Source organism: Salmonella sp. 2020_1459 (assembly GCF_043847915.1).
GTDB classification, from domain to species: Bacteria; Pseudomonadota; Gammaproteobacteria; order Enterobacterales; family Enterobacteriaceae; genus Salmonella; species Salmonella enterica.
In genome coordinates this window covers 334205-351837 of the sequence record NZ_JBCMFA010000003.1, presented here as the reverse complement: position 1 = coordinate 351837, position 17633 = coordinate 334205, and the positions used below count along the sequence as shown (strand labels likewise).

The window sequence follows — 17633 nt, the reverse complement described above, 5'->3', positions numbered from 1 at the left end:
TGTCGTACCTTATCCGGCCTACGAGAGCAGCACGTGCGAGCCTGATGGCGTTGCGCTATCAGGCTATCCGGCTTTTAACGTGATATCACTCTTCCAACGAGTAAGGCAGCGGGACGATATGCAGGGTGTTGGCATCGTCGCGAACACGGAAGACGCTTTCGGCTTCTAAATCGTTATTCATGACGGCCTGAACCAGTAACTGACCATCGTCTAACTGCGTCGCCGCCAGAATAGCGCCAGTACGACGCCAGTTCTCGCCCATCTGTAGCTCCAGATCTTCTCCTGCTTCCGGTACCCGGCTGGCTTTGCCCGCCAGCAACCAAAGCGCGCGTTTATTGGCGCCGCGGAATTTTGCCCGTGCGACCATCTCCTGTCCGGTGTAGCAGCCTTTCTTGAAGCTGATGCCGCCCAGCGCCTGTAGGTTAGTCGCCTGGGGGATAAACTGACCGCTGTTCGCCGCGTCAATCACCGGAATGCCTGCTTCAATATCCAACGCCAGCCACTGTTGGCTGTTATTCAGTTCGGCTTCGCCATGCAACTTCTCCGTTAACATGTTGGCCGTCGCGACATCGGTGACAAGCAGGAATCGTTCCGCAGGATGTTCAAACCATAGCAGCGTGGAGGCGCCGTCTCTGACCACCTGATTTTCGCTATTGGGCAGTTCGCTAAAGACATTAGCCAGCGCCGCGCGGGCCTGAAAACCGGCCACGCCAAGCAATACGCGTTCGTCATCTGGCGCGATGACCACTTTGGAAAATACGGCGTACTTTTTCAGCTCCGTTAATTGTGCTTCACGCACGCTACGGCGTTCAATCCAGGCGAAACCGTCGCGCTCACGGAACAGGCGCAGAGTGCTCCACATCTTACCTTTAGCATCGCAGTGGGCGGCGAGAAGGTGTTGCTGTTCAGTCATCTGGCTTACGTCAGCGGTGACCTGGCCCTGAATATACTTTTCACTGTCTACGCCGGTAATGGTCGACAGCGCCCAGTCGTCAAGCGCGATCAGCGTCAGCGGCAGGCGGGCTGACGATGAAGGATGACGCGGTGGAAAGGAGATAAAAGCCATAAATAATGTCCTGGTTAGCTGCAACAATAATGGTTAATGGTAAAAGAGCCATCGGTCATTGCAAGTGCTTTAAATAGCCCATTGAGAGCGGATTGATCGTTTTGCGAGGCGGTATCCAAAATGGATGAACATATTGATTCCCAGCCTTTTATTTCGCGATCGCGTTCCAGATTACTGAGATTCCCGTAAAACAACGCCAAAAACACGTTACAATAGCCCGGTACTTCATTTTCGCGAGGCAGGAAGAACATGGATATTCACAATAAAGCACGTATTCACTGGGCATGTCGTCGCGGTATGCGCGAACTTGATATTTCCATCATGCCGTTTTTTGAACATGAGTACGATAGTTTAAGTGATGAAGAAAAGCGTATTTTTGTCCGTTTGTTGCAGAGTGATGACCCGGATTTATTTAACTGGTTAATGAATCACGGTAAACCGGCTGACGCTGAACTGGAACAGATGGTCCGACTCATTCAGACACGGAATCGGGAACGTGGTCCTGTGGCAATCTGATTTACGCGTCTCATGGCGCGCTCAGTGGATCTCATTGCTCATTCATGGGCTGGTTTCTGCGGTGATTTTATTGATGCCCTGGCCGCTGAGTTATACCCCGTTATGGATGATACTACTGTCGCTGGTCGTGTTTGACTGTGTACGTAGCCAGCGCAGGATTAATACCTGCCAGGGAGAGATCAAGCTACTCATGGACGGGCGCTTACGCTGGCAGGGGCAGGACTGGACGCTCTTGCGTCCGCCCTGGTTACTGAAGAGCGGGATGGTGTTGCGTTTACGCGCAGAGTCTGGACGTCATCAGCATTTATGGCTGGCGGCGGATAGCATGGAAGAAGCGGAATGGCGTGAGTTGCGTCGGATACTGTTACAGCAGCCGATATCAGGCCAACACTGACGGAACGGCGTAAACGCGGTTCCGTCGAGAGGGAAGTACAGCGAGTAAGGTTTCAGGCGTAGTGTTCGGCCATTTCGCCGAGAATTTGTTCACACCAGGTCTGTATACGCTCATCGCTGAGATCGTACTGGTTCGTTTCATCCAGCGCCAGGCCGACAAACAGTTGCCCATCCGCAATGACCGGTTTATTGCTGGTAAATTCGTAGCCCTCTGTGGGCCAGTAGCCGACAAATTTAACGCCTTTGAGGGCAAGTTTGTCATGCAACATACCCAGCGCATCCAGGAACCACTCACCGTAGCCGAGCTGGTCGCCCATACCGTAAAGCGCAACGATTTTGCCTTCCAGATTGAGATCGTCCAGTTGCTCCCAGACGGCTTCCCAGTCCTCCTGAATTTCGCCAAAATCCCAGGTGGGGATGCCTAAAATGAGCACGTCGTACTGCTCCATTAAGGCGGGGGCGTCATCCTTGAGGTTATGTAATGTCACCAGCTCCGGGCCGAGAATATCGCGAATTTTCTCTGCGGCCATCTCGGTGTAGCACGTGCTGGAACCGTAAAAAAGACCCATGTTCATTACGTTACATCTCGATTCTGCTATAGCGTTGCGGGTAGTGTAACAGAATCGCTGCATTCACGGCACAATGAGGCATAATGCACCCAAAGTCAGCGTGAAGTGGGGAGCGCGAATGGAACAGGATTTAGCGCGTATTGAGCAGTTTCTGGATGCCCTGTGGCTGGAACGAAATCTGGCGGAAAATACATTAAGCGCGTATCGTCGCGATTTATCGATGGTCGTTGCGTGGTTGCATCATCGCGGAAAAACGCTTGCGACGGCGCAGGCTGATGATTTACAAACGCTGCTGGCTGAACGGGTGGAGGGCGGATACAAAGCGACCAGTTCCGCACGCCTGTTAAGCGCTATGCGGCGCTTCTTCCAGCATCTGTACCGTGAAAAGTATCGTGAGGATGATCCGAGCGCGCAGTTGGCCTCGCCTAAGCTTCCGCAGCGTTTACCGAAAGACCTTAGCGAGGCGCAGGTTGAGCGGCTCTTGCAGGCGCCGCTTATTGATCAACCTTTGGAGTTGCGCGATAAAGCTATGTTGGAAGTGCTGTATGCCACCGGTTTGCGCGTGTCGGAACTGGTGGGGCTGACAATGAGCGATATCAGTCTGCGGCAGGGCGTGGTGCGGGTTATCGGTAAAGGCAATAAAGAGCGGTTGGTGCCGTTAGGCGAAGAGGCGGTATATTGGCTGGAAACGTATCTGGAGCATGGGCGTCCCTGGTTACTCAATGGCGTATCGATTGACGTATTATTCCCCAGCCAGCGTGCGCAGCAGATGACGCGGCAGACCTTCTGGCACCGTATTAAACATTATGCGGTACTGGCTGGAATCGATAGCGAAAAACTATCGCCGCATGTTTTACGTCACGCTTTCGCCACGCATTTGCTGAATCACGGCGCCGACTTGCGCGTTGTACAAATGCTACTTGGGCATAGCGATCTTTCGACGACACAAATTTATACGCATGTCGCAACGGAGCGTTTGCGTCAACTTCATCAACAGCACCATCCGCGGGCATGAGTGCTGACAGGAAAGGATAGTTTATGAAAAAGCGTTTTATGATGTTCACTTTACTGGCGGCGGCGTTTTCAGGCGTGGCCCATGCGGATGATGCGGCTATCCGTCAGTCGCTGGCTAAGTTGGGCGTTCAGAGTACGGAAATTCAGGCCTCGCCAGTGGCAGGGATGAAAACCGTCCTCACTCACAGCGGCGTACTGTACGTCACTGATGACGGCAAACATATTATTCAAGGGCCGATGTATGACGTGAGCGGCGCGCATCCGGTAAACGTGACGAACAAACTGCTGATGAGCCAGCTAAATGCGCTGGAAAAAGAGATGATCGTCTATAAAGCGCCGGATGAGAAACATGTCATTACTGTTTTTACCGATATCACCTGCGGCTATTGTCATAAGCTACATGAAGAGATGAAAGATTATAACGCGCTGGGGATCACGGTACGTTATCTGGCCTTCCCGCGCCAGGGGCTGGAAAGCCAGGCGGAGCAGGATATGAAATCTATCTGGTGCGCCAAAGACAAAAACAAAGCGTTTGATGACGCCATGGCAGGTAAGGGCGTGAAACCGGCAAGCTGTGACGTGAACATTGCTGATCATTATGCGTTGGGCGTGCAGTTGGGCGTTAGCGGTACGCCAGCCATTGTATTGAGTAACGGCTATGTGGTGCCTGGCTATCAGGGACCGAAAGAGATGAAAGCGTTTCTTGATGAGCATCAAAAACAGACCAGTGGTAAATAATACGCGTGAAACAACAGAGACAACTTCGTCGGCGCGAGGCTGATGAGACGGCGGAACTCCCCGCCGATCTTCCTCCATTACTACGACGTTTATATGCCAGCCGGGGCGTTCGTAGCGCCCGCGAACTGGAGCGCAGCGTGAAAGGAATGCTGCCCTGGCAACAGCTTAGCGGTATAGATAACGCGGTGGAGATCCTCTACAACGCCTTTCGCGAAGGTATCCGCATTATTGTTGTTGGCGATTTTGACGCCGACGGCGCGACCAGTACTGCGCTAAGCGTATTGGGAATGCGTGCGTTGGGATGTGACAACATCAGTTATCTGGTGCCTAATCGCTTTGAGGACGGCTACGGTTTAAGCCCGGAAGTGGTCGATCAGGCGAAGGCGCGCGGCGCGCAGCTTATCGTCACCGTAGACAACGGCATTTCATCCCACGCCGGCGTAGCGCATGCAAAGACGTTGGGGATTCCGGTGATCGTGACCGATCACCACCTGCCAGGCGACACGTTGCCGGATGCCGAAGCGATTATTAATCCCAATCTGCGCGACTGCGAATTCCCGTCTAAGTCGCTGGCGGGCGTCGGCGTGGCGTTTTACCTGATGCTGGCGTTGCGAACATTTTTGCGCGACAAAGGATGGTTCGACGAGCGCAACATCGCGCCGCCGAATCTGGCGGAGCTGCTGGATTTAGTGGCGTTGGGTACGGTAGCAGACGTTGTGCCGCTGGACGCTAACAACCGTATTCTGACCTGGCAAGGGCTAAGTCGTATTCGTGCCGGGAAATGCCGTCCGGGAATTAAAGCGTTGCTGGAGATATCGAATCGCGATCCGCAGCAGCTTGCCGCCAGTGATTTAGGCTTCGCGTTGGGGCCTCGCCTGAATGCCGCCGGCAGGCTGGATGATATGTCCGTTGGCGTGGCGTTACTGTTGTGCGACAACCTCGGCGAAGCGCGTGTTCTGGCCAGCGAGCTGGATGCGCTTAACCAGACGCGCAAAGAAATAGAGCAGGGGATGCAGGCGGAAGCGCTTATCCTGTGCGAAAAGCTTGAGCGCAGTAGTGAAACGCTTCCGGGCGGTCTGGCGATGTATCATCCTGAATGGCACCAGGGCGTGGTCGGAATTCTGGCGTCGCGCATTAAAGAGCGTTTTCACCGCCCGGTGATCGCCTTTGCGCCTGCGGGCGACGGCACGCTAAAAGGCTCAGGCCGATCGATTCAGGGGTTGCATATGCGCGATGCGCTGGAACGGCTGGATACGCTTTACCCTGATCTGATGATCAAGTTCGGCGGTCATGCGATGGCGGCGGGATTGTCGCTGGAAGAGCATAAATTCGAGCAGTTTCAGCAACGTTTTGGCGAGCTGGTGACGGAATGGCTCGATCCTGCCCTGTTGCAAGGCGAGGTGATCTCCGATGGTCCATTAAGCGCGGCGGAGATGTCTATGGAAGTGGCGCAACTGTTGCGGGATGCCGGACCGTGGGGGCAAATGTTCCCGGAACCGTTATTCGATGGTCGTTTCCGTCTGCTACAGCAGCGTCTGGTGGGCGAGCGTCACCTCAAGGTGATGGTGGAGCCTGTCGGCGGCGGCCCGCTGTTGGATGGCATCGCATTTAATATTGATACGACCTGTTGGCCGGATAACGGCGTGCGGGAGGTAGAACTGGCTTATAAACTGGACATTAACGAGTTTCGCGGCAACCGTAGTTTACAGATTATTATCGATGATATTTGGCCGCTATGATCGGGGCGATTTAACAACACTTTCGCTGTAATTAAGGGGCGAAATCCGCTAATATTTCGCCCTTATAACCGCATTTTGACAAGTCAAATAAAAGAAATCAGACCATGTTTGAAATTAACCCGGTGAATAACCGCATTCAGGACCTCACGGAACGCACCAACGTTCTTAGGGGGTATCTTTGACTACGATGCTAAGAAAGAGCGTCTGGAAGAAGTAAACGCCGAGCTGGAACAGCCGGATGTCTGGAACGAACCTGAGCGCGCGCAGGCGCTGGGAAAAGAGCGTTCATCGCTCGAAGCGATCGTCGATACGCTTGATCAAATGACTCAGGGGCTGGACGACGTTTCCGGGCTGCTGGAACTGGCGGTAGAAGCTGACGACGAAGAGACGTTTAACGAAGCCGTCGCGGAACTGAATACGCTGGAAGAGAAGCTGGCGCAGTTGGAATTCCGCCGGATGTTCTCCGGCGAGTACGATAGCGCCGATTGCTATCTCGATATTCAGGCCGGTTCCGGTGGTACTGAAGCACAGGACTGGGCCAGCATGTTGCTGCGTATGTATCTGCGTTGGGCGGAAGCGCGCGGCTTCAAGACGGAAGTCATTGAAGAGTCGGAAGGGGAAGTCGCCGGCATTAAGTCCGCGACTATCAAAATCTCCGGCGAATATGCCTATGGCTGGCTGCGCACTGAAACCGGCGTACATCGTCTGGTGCGTAAAAGCCCGTTCGACTCCGGCGGTCGCCGTCATACCTCGTTTAGCTCCGCGTTTGTGTATCCGGAAGTGGACGACGATATCGATATCGACATTAACCCGGCGGATCTGCGTATCGACGTCTATCGCGCGTCTGGCGCAGGCGGTCAGCACGTTAACCGTACGGAATCCGCCGTGCGTATCACCCATATTCCAACCGGAATCGTGACGCAGTGCCAGAACGACCGTTCGCAGCACAAAAACAAAGACCAGGCCATGAAGCAGATGAAAGCGAAGCTTTATGAACTGGAGATGCAGAAAAAGAACGCTGAAAAACAGGCGATGGAAGACACTAAGTCCGATATCGGCTGGGGAAGCCAGATTCGTTCCTATGTCCTGGACGATTCCCGCATTAAAGACCTGCGTACTGGGGTGGAAACCCGCAATACACAGGCGGTACTGGACGGTAGTCTGGATCAATTTATCGAAGCAAGTTTGAAAGCAGGGCTATGAGGAATCAACATGTCTGAACAAAACGCACAGGGCGCTGACGAGGTAGTCGATCTTAACAATGAAATGAAGGCACGTCGCGAGAAGCTGGCTGCACTGCGTGAGCAGGGTATCCCGTTCCCGAACGATTTCCGTCGTGACCGTACCTCAGACCAACTGCACGCAGAGTTTGACGCGAAAGAAGCTGAAGAACTGGAAGCGCTGAATATTGAAGTGTCCGTCGCGGGCCGTATGATGACTCGCCGTATTATGGGTAAAGCCTCTTTTGTTACCCTGCAAGACGTAGGCGGCCGCATTCAGCTGTATGTGGCGCGCGATGATCTGCCGGAAGGCGTTTACAACGAGCAGTTCAAGAAGTGGGATCTTGGCGATATCCTCGGCGCGAAAGGTAAGCTGTTCAAAACCAAAACCGGCGAGCTGTCTATCCACTGCACCGAACTGCGCCTGCTGACGAAAGCGCTGCGTCCGTTGCCGGATAAATTCCACGGCCTGCAGGACCAGGAAGCGCGCTATCGCCAGCGTTATCTGGATCTCATCTCTAACGATGAATCCCGTAACACCTTCAAAACCCGTTCGAAGATCCTGGCCGGTATTCGCCAGTTTATGGTTGCTCGCGGCTTTATGGAAGTCGAAACGCCGATGATGCAGGTGATCCCAGGCGGCGCGTCTGCCCGTCCGTTTATCACCCATCACAACGCGCTGGATCTGGACATGTACCTGCGTATCGCGCCGGAACTGTACCTCAAGCGTCTGGTGGTTGGCGGCTTCGAACGCGTATTCGAAATTAACCGTAACTTCCGTAACGAAGGCATCTCCGTGCGCCATAATCCTGAGTTCACCATGATGGAACTCTATATGGCGTATGCGGACTACAAAGACCTGATCGAGCTGACGGAGTCTCTGTTCCGTACGCTGGCGCAGGATGTTCTGGGCACCACCCAGGTTCCGTACGGTGATGAAGTGTTTGACTTCGGTAAGCCGTTCGAAAAACTGACCATGCGTGAAGCGATCAAGAAATATCGCCCGGAAACGGATATGGCTGATCTGGACAACTTCGATTCCGCGAAGGCGATTGCTGAAAGCATCGGCATTCACGTCGAGAAAAGCTGGGGTCTGGGCCGTATCGTCACCGAGATCTTTGACGAAGTCGCTGAAGCGCATCTGATTCAGCCGACCTTCATCACCGAATATCCGGCTGAAGTGTCTCCGCTGGCGCGTCGTAATGATGTGAACCCGGAAATCACTGACCGCTTCGAGTTCTTTATCGGCGGTCGTGAAATCGGTAATGGCTTTAGCGAGTTGAACGATGCGGAAGACCAGGCGCAGCGTTTCCTGGATCAGGTTAATGCAAAAGCGGCGGGCGACGACGAAGCCATGTTCTACGACGAAGACTACGTGACGGCGCTGGAACACGGTTTACCGCCGACAGCGGGTCTGGGAATTGGTATCGACCGTATGGTGATGCTGTTTACTAACAGCCACACGATTCGCGACGTTATTCTGTTCCCGGCGATGCGTCCGGTGAAATAAGATGTAAATTGCCGGATGGGGCATTAGCCGCCATCCGGCATCTCTTCGTTCTGACGTAGCGCCATCAGGCAATCTTTAACGCTGGCAGTAATTGAGCAGTCGTTCACGCGCTTGTTCGTCTGACGCTTGCATGACCATCCACGGGCTAAATGCCCACGGCGTAGAGAGAAGGCTTTTCCATACGCTTTTAAATTCGCTCCACTGATAGTCCATCACCTCTTCGCTGTTAACCTGTAACACACTGGTTGCCCGCGCGGCAAATACCGGACAGACTTCATTTTCCACAATACCGTTTGGATCTGTCGCCCGATAGCTGAAGTGCGGATAGACGGGGGTGAGATCGGTAATTTCCACGCCGAGTTCGAACCGACAACGGCGGATGATCGCCTCTTCGGTGGTTTCGCCTTGTTGCGGATGACCGCAAACCGAATTCGTCCACACGCCTGGCCAGGCTTTCTTGCTCAGCGACCGTCGTGTTACCAGCAACTGGCCATCTTCGTTAAATAGCCAGCAGGAGAAAGCCAGATGCAAAGGCGTATTAAGCGTATGAGCCGCATACTTTTCCAGTGTGCCGGAAGGCTTATCCTGCTCATCCAATAAAACGACATGTTCCTCAGTCATGAAAGCTCCTGAAAATTAAAATGACCCGGCAGCATGGCCAGGCCATATACTCAGACGATCAGCGTAGCGCATAACAGAAAGAAAGGCATTACCAAAACAGGCCCTGACAGAACGCAGACGAGCGCCATTGTGCCGTGATTCGATATTATGCTGGCATATCGGATATTCGCGGCATCATCATCCACACGGACCCTTTCCGGCGTCAATGGATTGGGCATACGGCATTTGGCTGCTATCATAAGGCGTCTGTCAATAGAGTGAGGAATGGTTTTGAGCGCAGGACGCCTGAACAAAAATAGCCTGGGTATTGCGGTGCTGTTATGCACAGGGCTGCTGCTGGCGGGGTGTTCCAGTAATTCCGGCTCAGGAACGTATTCCGGCTCCGTCTATACCGTTAAGCGCGGCGATACGTTGTATCGTATATCGCGCGCTACGGGAACCAGCGTGAAAGAACTGGCCCGACTGAATGGCATTTCTCCGCCTTATACTATTGAGGTGGGGCAGCGAATTAAAGTGCGCGGCAGCGCAAAGAGTAGCAGTTCAACACGCAAAACCAGCAATAAAACAGCAACAAAAACTGCTGCGGTCAGACCGTCATCTTCGGTGCCAAAATCCTCCTGGCCGCCGGTGGGGCAGCGTTGTTGGGTATGGCCTGCTAACGGTAAAGTGATTTTACCTTATTCCACCGCGGAGGGCGGAAATAAGGGGATCGATATTGCGGGCGCGCGCGGAACGCCTGTTTATGCGGCGGGAGCGGGTAAAGTTGTCTATGTCGGGAACCAGCTGCGCGGTTACGGCAATCTCATCATGATTAAGCACAATGAAGATTACATTACGGCTTACGCTCATAATGACACCATGCTGGTTAATAATGGACAAAGCGTTAAAGCGGGGCAAAAAATCGCTACGATGGGCAGCACGGATGCCGCATCCGTAAGACTACACTTCCAGATTCGCTACCGGGCGACGGCCATCGATCCGCTGCGTTATCTGCCGCCGCAGGGGAGTAAACCGAAGTGCTGACGGCGAATTAATCGCCAGTCAGCCAGTAAGTCTCTTGCCAACCAGAGCGTAAGGTTTATAATGCCTTACGTATCTCAAAGCGGGCGTAGTTCAATGGTAGAACGAGAGCTTCCCAAGCTCTATACGAGGGTTCGATTCCCTTCGCCCGCTCCAGACAAATACCTTCTAATGTCTACTAAATCCACGAATTTACAGCAATTTTGCCTGTCTGAACGTCTGCCGTTGCTTATGTAACCCCATTCTGGTTAACGATCCACCTCCCAAGAGGTGAAGGAATAGTCCATCAGACGGATTTCCTGTCGCGCGGTCTCAATTATCTTAAGAACAAGCTGGAGATCTGTACCTTCCGGATAAAATCCTGCCTCAATGATGGCTGCGTAAGTATGCGGTACTGGCGCACACCGAGCCAGACCGAGCAAACCGGGCAGAAGCCATGGGCACATATGTTTTTTATGCATTGTTTGCATGGTATTTCCTTCATTGGATGTATTCAGAAATGCCGGAGTCGGACAAGGATGCCCTGCGGAGTGCGCGTCATGTGACTGGATTATTTTTTCCTGTATATCTCTTTGACATATACATCGCCTCTACTCATAATGGATATACGCGTTGTATATCCAGAAAGGAGGCAGTTATGCACACAACACTTTTTTTTAGTAACCGGACCCAGGCAGTCAGATTGCCTAAATCGATATCCTTTCCGGATGATGTGAAACATGTCGAAATCATTGCGGTTGGTAGAAGCAGAATCATTACTCCAGTCGGAGAATCCTGGGACAGCTGGTTCGATGGCGAAGGCGCCAGTACTGATTTTATGAGTACCAGAGAACAACCCGCAGTACAGGAACGGGAAGGATTCTGATGCTGAAATTCATGCTTGATACCAATACCTGTATTTTCACCATCAAAAATAAGCCCGAACACATCAGAGAACGCTTCAACCTCAATACATCCCGAATGTGTATCAGCTCCATCACCTTAATGGAGCTGATTTACGGTGCTGAAAAAAGCCTGGCGCCGGAGCGTAATCTTGCCGTCGTGGAGGGATTTATCTCCCGCCTGGAGGTTCTGGATTACGATACACAGGCAGCGATACATACCGGTCAAATCCGTGCCGAACTGGCCCGCAAGGGAACACCTGTCGGGCCTTATGACCAGATGATTGCTGGCCATGCCCGTAGCCGCGGACTGGTCGTCGTCACAAACAATCTCCGCGAGTTTGAACGCATTCCGGGTATCCGAATCGAAGACTGGTGCTAATTTCTGCATCAGATGTTATCCCCGGATTCAAACTCTTTTCCGGATTGTAGTGGCACAGTCAATTTGGTTAGCTGCTTAATGGTGGTTTGCATCACATTTTTAGCTGGTGGTATTTTTTTATGTTGACTGGAGATATCTGCCAACAGCATAACTTTTACGGCCAGATAATAAATAAAAGAGTACCAAAATGTCGTATTCTGACATGTTTACGAAGGGAGTACCGCTCCCTTCTTTTTTTGTTTCCTGGATACTCACTGAACAATGCCGTTACTGCCCGATAACTGCCGCCCCCCCCCCCTCTCCATAGCCGTTTCCTGCAACTTAAATCACAGACGTTGATTTACCAGGCCGATATGCCTTCTTTCCCGTTATATACCCTTCATACTTCAAGTGGCTTATGTGTTAGCTACGGATTACTCGGTCCATCCATGGGCCTCGCCCTGACGGGCCGTCGCATGCGACGTTCAAGTCTGCTCCCGGCAGATTTGTTGCTCTCCCCGGTCACAGCGTTATCTATGCTCCCGGGGACTCACTCCCTTGCCGCCTTTCAGCAACTCAAATTATTTTTGGTATATATCAGTGAACTTCTATTTTTGTCAGTTTTTATTTTCCAGTTTATTTATTATTAAATACTGTTTCTGGCCTGGATATATTTTCGTGAATAGCCTCCCGACAGCCGGAGATAAAGTTATTTGCTGGCGTAACAGTGCTCATAATTTAAAAGATTTATTTATAGTTTGTTATCACGGAAAGATTTTAACTTAATACATGCCAGTAAGGCATCAGGTAAAATAACCGGAGAGAAGAAGATGAACAAAATGCTATTAGCCGGAAGTACCGGTATTGTTCTGCTGTCTGCTGCAGCCAGTCCGGTATGGGCAGACGATAATGCCAGTACATTTTCACTTGGATACGCCCAGTCCCATACTAATCACGCCGGGACGTTGCGTGGGGTTCGGCTGGCAAACAGCTATGAAATGTCACCGGACTGGGGGCTGACAACCTCATTTGCCTGGCTAAATGGAAGCCAGTGCTATTCCGATGAAAGCAGTAATGGTCGTGTAACAACCCGTTATTACTCCCTGCTTGCAGGCCCCTCATGGAAAATAAATAACCAGTTAAGTCTGTATAGTCAAGTGGGCCCCGTATTATTGCATCAGCGTGATCACGGGATAAATGAGTCTGACAGTAAGGTCGGATATGGTTATTCTGCTGGCGTGGCTTATACGCCGGTCAGTAATGTCGCTATAACTCTGGGTTATGAGGGCGCGGATTTTGATGCTACCCATAACAGCGGAAGCCTTAATAGCAATGGTTTTAATCTTGGCGTGGGTTACCGGTTCTGAATAGGATAATCCGATAAAAAATGTTACTTTGTGGAGATGATGGATTATGAAAAGCCATATTATGCCAGGCGTTGCGCTGATGGTTATCCTGTTTTCAGGAAATATTATGGCCGCAACAAACATGACTGATAACGTTACTCTGAATAATGACAAGATATCCGGACAGGCCTGGCAGGCCATGCGTGATATCGGAATGTCGCGATTCGAGTTGTTTAATGGTCGGACCCAAAAGGCGGAACAACTGGCTGCGCAAGCAGAAAAACTCCTGAACGATGACAGCACTGACTGGAATCTGTATGTCAAATCAGATAAAAAAGCCCCAGTTGAAGGAGACCACTATATTCGGATAAATTCATCGATTACGGTAGCAGAAGATTATCTCCCTGCGGGCCAGAAAAATGATGCTATTAATAAAGCAAACCAGAAAATGAAAGAAGGAGATAAAAAAGGGACTATAGAGGCCCTGAAACTAGCAGGCGTCAGTGTTATTGAAAATCAGGAACTCATTCCTCTTCAGCAAACCCGTAAGGATGTGACCACAGCGCTTTCCTTGATGAACGAAGGAAAATACTATCAGGCAGGTCTGTTACTGAAATCAGCTCAGGATGGCATAGTTGTAGACTCTCAGTCAGTTCAGGAATCACCCACGCACTCCGTGCAGCACGACGCCGCGCATTAATATCCCCCAGCCTGCTGTATACATTACAGCAGGCAGCATTATGTCTGACAGCTATTACCAGTTTGTTCTTTGCTGTCGGCATTGTTTTTAAATTTCATCCGCGAAGTTCAGAAATGTCAGGGTACCTGCATTTATATCTATTGTGATGCCCATCACAAATACAGAAGAATATCATTTCATTTATTATTTTTTATTCCTTCCACTTATGATGGTTCATAATGATTTATTAAGTTAATGTTTTGGAATTAAATGCCTTTTACTTGCGTTATATCTAGTTTTTATGCTACCAGTAATTTCATTGTTATATATGATTAGTATTATGTTTTGTAAATATCCAGTGTAATGGAAAAGCAAAACATACATTCCCGATAACATATTACAAAATATTTCATGTCCGCTGCGAATATCTGTCTGTTAGGTATTCACCCGCTTATAATTACATTAAAAAGTATTTCTTTGATGATTATTCTTAAATTACGATCATAATCATCGATCGTATCGATCTATTTTTATTGTTTTAATTTGAATAAGAATTTTCTTACAACTGATTAGGCATTAGCTGAAATCAATATTTTTCGATGGAAAGTTCAGGTGCTTCGTTTAACACCAGGCGTTTATTATTCATACGAATCTTTTCTGAACGCTTTCATTAATACCCTCAGAGTTGTTTTCAGCCTTTGCAAAATAATTCTCATTCACCCAAAGGACATATTATCTATGCGTAATAAAATAATACTTGCCATGGCGGCTGCCGGTATGATGTATGGCGCTTCTGTATATGCAGTCGATCCACCCACAGCAGGCCCGTTCGGCTCAGGTAAAATTCTTTTCACTGGTACCATCACCAACTCACCCTGTGATATCGCACCGGGCGACGATGCGATCACCGTTCCGTTTGGACAGATTTCTTACCGTAAACTGAATACCGCCGACGCAACTACGGAATCAAAACCGTTCACCATTCATCTACAGAACTGTGCTTTCGATCCGAATACCCCGGACACAGCTGGCTCCGCAGGGAAAATGTCCAAAGTAACCGTATCTTTCTCTGGCGCAGCGAATACCAGCAAAAAGGCTTACACCACCAGCGGTATCGCACAGCATGTTGGTGTCCAGCTACTGAAGAGTGACAACGCCACAATTATCGATCCCAACACCCCGATGCCGGATGGCGACGCTCAGCAACTGCAGGCCGGAAACAACGAACTCAACTTCTTTGCCCGACTAATAGCACTGGATAATGGCGTCACTCCCGGTGACTTCAACGCATCCGTCACCTACACCCTGAAATACCTGTGATTTCACGCGGTAAATAACGACAGGGAGAAGCCGTCCACGGAGGGGATCGGACGGCTTTTATATCTGACTGTGCCTGCGGGCTGTCTGTTACACGGACGACAACACGAAAGCGCCATGCCATGAAAATTACCCGGCTTGCCATTCTGATTACCCTGACATTTTCCGTCCTGAAGTCGCAGGCCACGGAGTTCAATGCCAGCCTGCTGGACAGCGGGAACCTGTCTAACGTGGACCTCACGGCCTTCAGCCGCGAGGGGTATGTGGCGCCCGGTAACTATATTCTCGATATCTGGCTCAATGACCAGCCGGTACGGGAACAGTATCCGGTCAGGGTTGTACCGGTTGCCGGACTCGACGCGGCCGTCATCTGTGTGACAACAGACATGGTGGCCATGCTGGGTCTTAAGGATAAGATTATTCATGGCCTGAAACCCGTTACCGGTATCCCGGACGGGCAATGCCTTGAGCTGCGCTCCGCTGACAGTCAGGTACGGTACAGCGCTGAAAATCAGCGTCTGACCTTCATTATTCCCCAGGCCTGGATGCGTTATCAGGACCCGGACTGGGTGCCCCCTTCACGCTGGAGCGACGGCGTCACCGCCGGCCTGCTTGATTACAGCCTGATGGTCAACCGCTATATGCCGCAGCAGGGGGAAACCTCTACCAGCTACAGCCTCTACGGCACCGCCGGGTTTAATCTCGGCGCCTGGCGATTGCGGAGCGATTACCAGTACAGCCGTTTTGACAGTGGGCAGGGCGCATCACAGTCCGATTTTTATCTGCCGCAGACGTATCTGTTCCGTGCCTTGCCAGCACTGCGCTCAAAACTGACGCTCGGACAGACGTACCTCAGCTCCGCTATTTTTGACTCCTTCCGCTTTGCCGGGCTCACTTTGGCCAGCGATGAGCGCATGCTGCCGCCCTCTCTTCAGGGGTATGCCCCGAAAATTAGCGGCATTGCGAACAGTAATGCACAGGTCACCGTCAGCCAGAATGGTCGCATTCTGTACCAGACTCGGGTGTCGCCGGGGCCTTTTGAGCTTCCCGACCTGAGCCAGAATATCAGCGGCAACCTGGATGTCAGCGTCCGGGAAAGCGACGGTAGCGTCCGGACCTGGCAGGTCAACACGGCCAGCGTCCCCTTTATGGCACGCCAGGGACAGGTTCGCTATAAGGTGGCCGCCGGACGTCCGCTGTACGGCGGGACGCATAACAACAGCACGGTCAGCCCTGACTTTCTGCTCGGGGAGGCCACCTGGGGAGCATTTAACAACACGTCGCTGTATGGCGGCCTCATTGCCTCCACCGGCGACTACCAGTCCGCGGCGCTCGGGATCGGCCAGAATATGGGGCTGTTGGGCGCTCTGTCTGCGGACGTCACCCGCTCAGATGCGCGGTTGCCGCATGGGCAGAAGCAGTCCGGTTACAGCTACCGTATCAACTATGCCAAAACGTTTGATAAAACCGGCAGTACCCTGGCGTTCGTCGGATACCGCTTCTCGGACCGCCATTTTCTGTCCATGCCGGAGTACCTGCAGCGTCGGACCACTGACGGCGGCGATGCATGGCATGAAAAACAGAGCTACACCGTGACTTATAGCCAGTCCGTTCCGGTACTCAACATGAGCGCGGCCCTCTCGGTAAGCCGGCTCAATTACTGGAACGCACAGTCCAACAATAACTACATGCTCAGCCTCAACAAGGTGTTCAGTCTCGGCGACCTTCAGGGACTCTCGGCCTCGGTGTCGTTTGCCCGTAACCAGTACACCGGCGGGGGTAGCCAGAACCAGGTCTACGCCACCATCAGTATCCCGTGGGGAGACAGTCGCCAGGTGAGTTACAGCGTACAGAAAGATAACCGGGGCGGCCTGCAGCAGACCGTGAATTACAGCGATTTCCATAACCCGGACACTACATGGAACATCAGCGCCGGTCATAACCGTTATGACACCGGCAGCAACAGCAGCTTCAGCGGCAGCGTGCAGAGCCGTCTGCCGTGGGGCCAGGCGGCAGCGGACGCCACCCTGCAGCCCGGACAGTACCGCAGCCTGGGCCTGAGCTGGTACGGCTCGGTGACTGCCACCGCCCACGGTGCCGCTTTCAGCCAGTCGATGGCCGGGAATGAGCCCCGCATGATGATAGATACCGGAGACGTGGCCGGTGTGCCGGTGAACGGCAACAGCGGGGTGACCAACCGCTTCGGGGTGGGCGTGGTGAGCGCCGGCAGCAGCTATCGCCGCAGCGATATTTCGGTTGATGTGGCCGCCCTGCCGGAGGACGTGGACGTCAGCAGCTCCGTCATCAGTCAGGTACTGACGGAGGGCGCGGTGGGCTACCGGAAGATTGACGCCAGCCAGGGGGAGCAGGTGCTCGGTCATATCCGGCTGGCTGATGGCGCCAGTCCACCGTTTGGCGCCCTGGTGGTGTCCGGGAAAACCGGCAGAACCGCGGGGATGGTCGGAGATGGCGGTCTGGCCTACCTGACAGGTCTCAGCGGGGAAGACCGCCGGACCCTGAATGTGTCCTGGGATGGCCGGGTGCAGTGCAGACTCACCCTGCCGGAAACGGTGACACTCAGCCGGGGGCCGCTGTTACTGCCCTGCAGATAAAAATATCCCTGTCACAGAGCAGGTCTAAAGG

The 17633-nt window shown here is 52.3% G+C and carries 18 protein-coding genes and 1 tRNA gene; 15 read left to right on the top strand and 4 right to left on the bottom strand.

From position 1 onward, the window contains the following. Positions 1-85: 85 nt before the first annotated feature. Positions 86-1066: a tRNA-modifying protein YgfZ gene (ygfZ, locus tag ACH0VJ_RS10140; protein WP_000874176.1), complete on the bottom strand. Its 981-nt coding sequence runs from the start codon at positions 1064-1066 to the stop codon at positions 86-88. Between the two features lie 249 nt (positions 1067-1315). On the opposite strand from ygfZ, the gene sdhE reads away from it, so the two are divergent. Then, positions 1316-1582, top strand: coding sequence for an FAD assembly factor SdhE (gene sdhE / locus ACH0VJ_RS10135; protein WP_000351186.1), 267 nt, complete (start codon positions 1316-1318; stop codon positions 1580-1582). Further along, positions 1563-1976: a protein YgfX gene (locus ACH0VJ_RS10130; protein WP_000244761.1), complete on the top strand. Its 414-nt coding sequence runs from the start codon at positions 1563-1565 to the stop codon at positions 1974-1976. Before sdhE ends, ACH0VJ_RS10130 begins: the two co-directional genes overlap by 20 nt. A 52-nt stretch (positions 1977-2028) precedes the next feature. On the opposite strand, the gene fldB is transcribed toward ACH0VJ_RS10130, so the two are convergent. Next, positions 2029-2550, bottom strand: coding sequence for a flavodoxin FldB (gene fldB, locus ACH0VJ_RS10125; RefSeq protein WP_001055885.1), 522 nt, complete (start codon positions 2548-2550; stop codon positions 2029-2031). Positions 2551-2662: 112 nt separating this feature from the next. Here fldB and xerD point away from each other — a divergent pair, with 112 nt between their 5' ends. From xerD to lysS, 5 genes are all read left to right on the top strand, one after another. After that, positions 2663-3559, top strand: coding sequence for a site-specific tyrosine recombinase XerD (gene xerD / locus ACH0VJ_RS10120; RefSeq protein WP_000434302.1), 897 nt, complete (start codon positions 2663-2665; stop codon positions 3557-3559). Positions 3560-3582: 23 nt separating this feature from the next. Then, positions 3583-4296: a bifunctional protein-disulfide isomerase/oxidoreductase DsbC gene (gene dsbC, locus ACH0VJ_RS10115; protein WP_000745614.1), complete on the top strand. Its 714-nt coding sequence runs from the start codon at positions 3583-3585 to the stop codon at positions 4294-4296. Positions 4297-4301: 5 nt separating this feature from the next. Next, complete coding sequence (gene recJ, locus ACH0VJ_RS10110) at positions 4302-6035, top strand: single-stranded-DNA-specific exonuclease RecJ (RefSeq protein WP_000813387.1); 1734 nt, start codon at positions 4302-4304, stop codon at positions 6033-6035. A 104-nt stretch (positions 6036-6139) separates the two neighbouring features. Next, positions 6140-7238, top strand: a protein-coding gene (gene prfB / locus ACH0VJ_RS10105) for a peptide chain release factor 2 (RefSeq protein WP_010989230.1) whose coding sequence is annotated in 2 segments (ribosomal slippage) — positions 6140-6214 and positions 6216-7238 — 1098 coding nt in all. Because the reading frame shifts where the segments join, the coding sequence is not laid out codon by codon here. Between the two features lie 9 nt (positions 7239-7247). Next, on the top strand, positions 7248-8765 hold the full coding sequence (lysS, locus tag ACH0VJ_RS10100; protein WP_000003339.1) for a lysine--tRNA ligase: 1518 nt from the start codon (positions 7248-7250) through the stop codon (positions 8763-8765). A gap of 75 nt (positions 8766-8840) precedes the next feature. Here the strand turns inward: lysS and idi are convergent, their stop codons facing one another. Beyond that, on the bottom strand, positions 8841-9386 hold the full coding sequence (idi, locus tag ACH0VJ_RS10095; protein ID WP_000133995.1) for an isopentenyl-diphosphate Delta-isomerase: 546 nt from the start codon (positions 9384-9386) through the stop codon (positions 8841-8843). 264 nt (positions 9387-9650) lie between these two features. Here idi and actS point away from each other — a divergent pair, with 264 nt between their 5' ends. After that, entirely contained in the window at positions 9651-10409 is a 759-nt protein-coding gene (gene actS / locus ACH0VJ_RS10090) for an amidase activator ActS (protein WP_000244328.1), read from the top strand. Positions 10410-10488: 79 nt separating this feature from the next. Next, a tRNA-Gly gene (locus ACH0VJ_RS10085) sits at positions 10489-10562 on the top strand. 92 nt (positions 10563-10654) lie between these two features. Here the strand turns inward: ACH0VJ_RS10085 and ACH0VJ_RS10080 are convergent. Beyond that, entirely contained in the window at positions 10655-10867 is a 213-nt protein-coding gene (locus tag ACH0VJ_RS10080; protein ID WP_024133381.1) for a hypothetical protein, read from the bottom strand. A gap of 176 nt (positions 10868-11043) precedes the next feature. Here ACH0VJ_RS10080 and vapB point away from each other — a divergent pair, with 176 nt between their 5' ends. The 6 genes from vapB to stdB all read left to right on the top strand — a co-directional run bounded on the left by vapB (position 11044) and on the right by stdB (position 17602). Beyond that, positions 11044-11271, top strand: a complete 228-nt coding sequence (vapB, locus tag ACH0VJ_RS10075) for a toxin-antitoxin system antitoxin VapB (protein ID WP_000557545.1) — start codon at positions 11044-11046, stop codon at positions 11269-11271. After that, entirely contained in the window at positions 11271-11669 is a 399-nt protein-coding gene (vapC, locus tag ACH0VJ_RS10070; protein WP_000911337.1) for a tRNA(fMet)-specific endonuclease VapC, read from the top strand. Before vapB ends, vapC begins: the two co-directional genes overlap by 1 nt. 809 nt (positions 11670-12478) lie before the next feature. After that, positions 12479-13015, top strand: a complete 537-nt coding sequence (locus ACH0VJ_RS10065; protein ID WP_001038507.1) for an STM3031 family outer membrane protein — start codon at positions 12479-12481, stop codon at positions 13013-13015. A gap of 46 nt (positions 13016-13061) precedes the next feature. Then, positions 13062-13694 (top strand): YfdX family protein, encoded by a 633-nt coding sequence (locus ACH0VJ_RS10060; protein ID WP_000835265.1) that lies wholly within the window; start codon positions 13062-13064, stop codon positions 13692-13694. 717 nt (positions 13695-14411) lie between these two features. Next, positions 14412-14993 (top strand): fimbrial protein, encoded by a 582-nt coding sequence (locus ACH0VJ_RS10055; protein ID WP_001244644.1) that lies wholly within the window; start codon positions 14412-14414, stop codon positions 14991-14993. Positions 14994-15112: 119 nt separating this feature from the next. Further along, positions 15113-17602, top strand: coding sequence for a fimbrial outer membrane usher protein StdB (gene stdB, locus ACH0VJ_RS10050; RefSeq protein WP_000705485.1), 2490 nt, complete (start codon positions 15113-15115; stop codon positions 17600-17602). The last annotated feature ends 31 nt before the right edge of the window (positions 17603-17633 follow it).

Coding starts and splice junctions, on each gene's coding strand:
- ygfZ (WP_000874176.1), bottom strand. CDS start 1,066: ATGGCTTTTATCTCCTTTCCACCGCGTCATCCTTCATCGTCAGCCCGC.
- sdhE (WP_000351186.1), top strand. CDS start 1,316: ATGGATATTCACAATAAAGCACGTATTCACTGGGCATGTCGTCGCGGT.
- fldB (WP_001055885.1), bottom strand. CDS start 2,550: ATGAACATGGGTCTTTTTTACGGTTCCAGCACGTGCTACACCGAGATG.
- xerD (WP_000434302.1), top strand. CDS start 2,663: ATGGAACAGGATTTAGCGCGTATTGAGCAGTTTCTGGATGCCCTGTGG.
- dsbC (WP_000745614.1), top strand. CDS start 3,583: ATGAAAAAGCGTTTTATGATGTTCACTTTACTGGCGGCGGCGTTTTCA.
- lysS (WP_000003339.1), top strand. CDS start 7,248: ATGTCTGAACAAAACGCACAGGGCGCTGACGAGGTAGTCGATCTTAAC.
- idi (WP_000133995.1), bottom strand. CDS start 9,386: ATGACTGAGGAACATGTCGTTTTATTGGATGAGCAGGATAAGCCTTCC.
- actS (WP_000244328.1), top strand. CDS start 9,651: ATGGTTTTGAGCGCAGGACGCCTGAACAAAAATAGCCTGGGTATTGCG.
- ACH0VJ_RS10080 (WP_024133381.1), bottom strand. CDS start 10,867: ATGCATAAAAAACATATGTGCCCATGGCTTCTGCCCGGTTTGCTCGGT.
- vapB (WP_000557545.1), top strand. CDS start 11,044: ATGCACACAACACTTTTTTTTAGTAACCGGACCCAGGCAGTCAGATTG.
- vapC (WP_000911337.1), top strand. CDS start 11,271: ATGCTGAAATTCATGCTTGATACCAATACCTGTATTTTCACCATCAAA.
- ACH0VJ_RS10065 (WP_001038507.1), top strand. CDS start 12,479: ATGAACAAAATGCTATTAGCCGGAAGTACCGGTATTGTTCTGCTGTCT.
- ACH0VJ_RS10060 (WP_000835265.1), top strand. CDS start 13,062: ATGAAAAGCCATATTATGCCAGGCGTTGCGCTGATGGTTATCCTGTTT.
- ACH0VJ_RS10055 (WP_001244644.1), top strand. CDS start 14,412: ATGCGTAATAAAATAATACTTGCCATGGCGGCTGCCGGTATGATGTAT.
- stdB (WP_000705485.1), top strand. CDS start 15,113: ATGAAAATTACCCGGCTTGCCATTCTGATTACCCTGACATTTTCCGTC.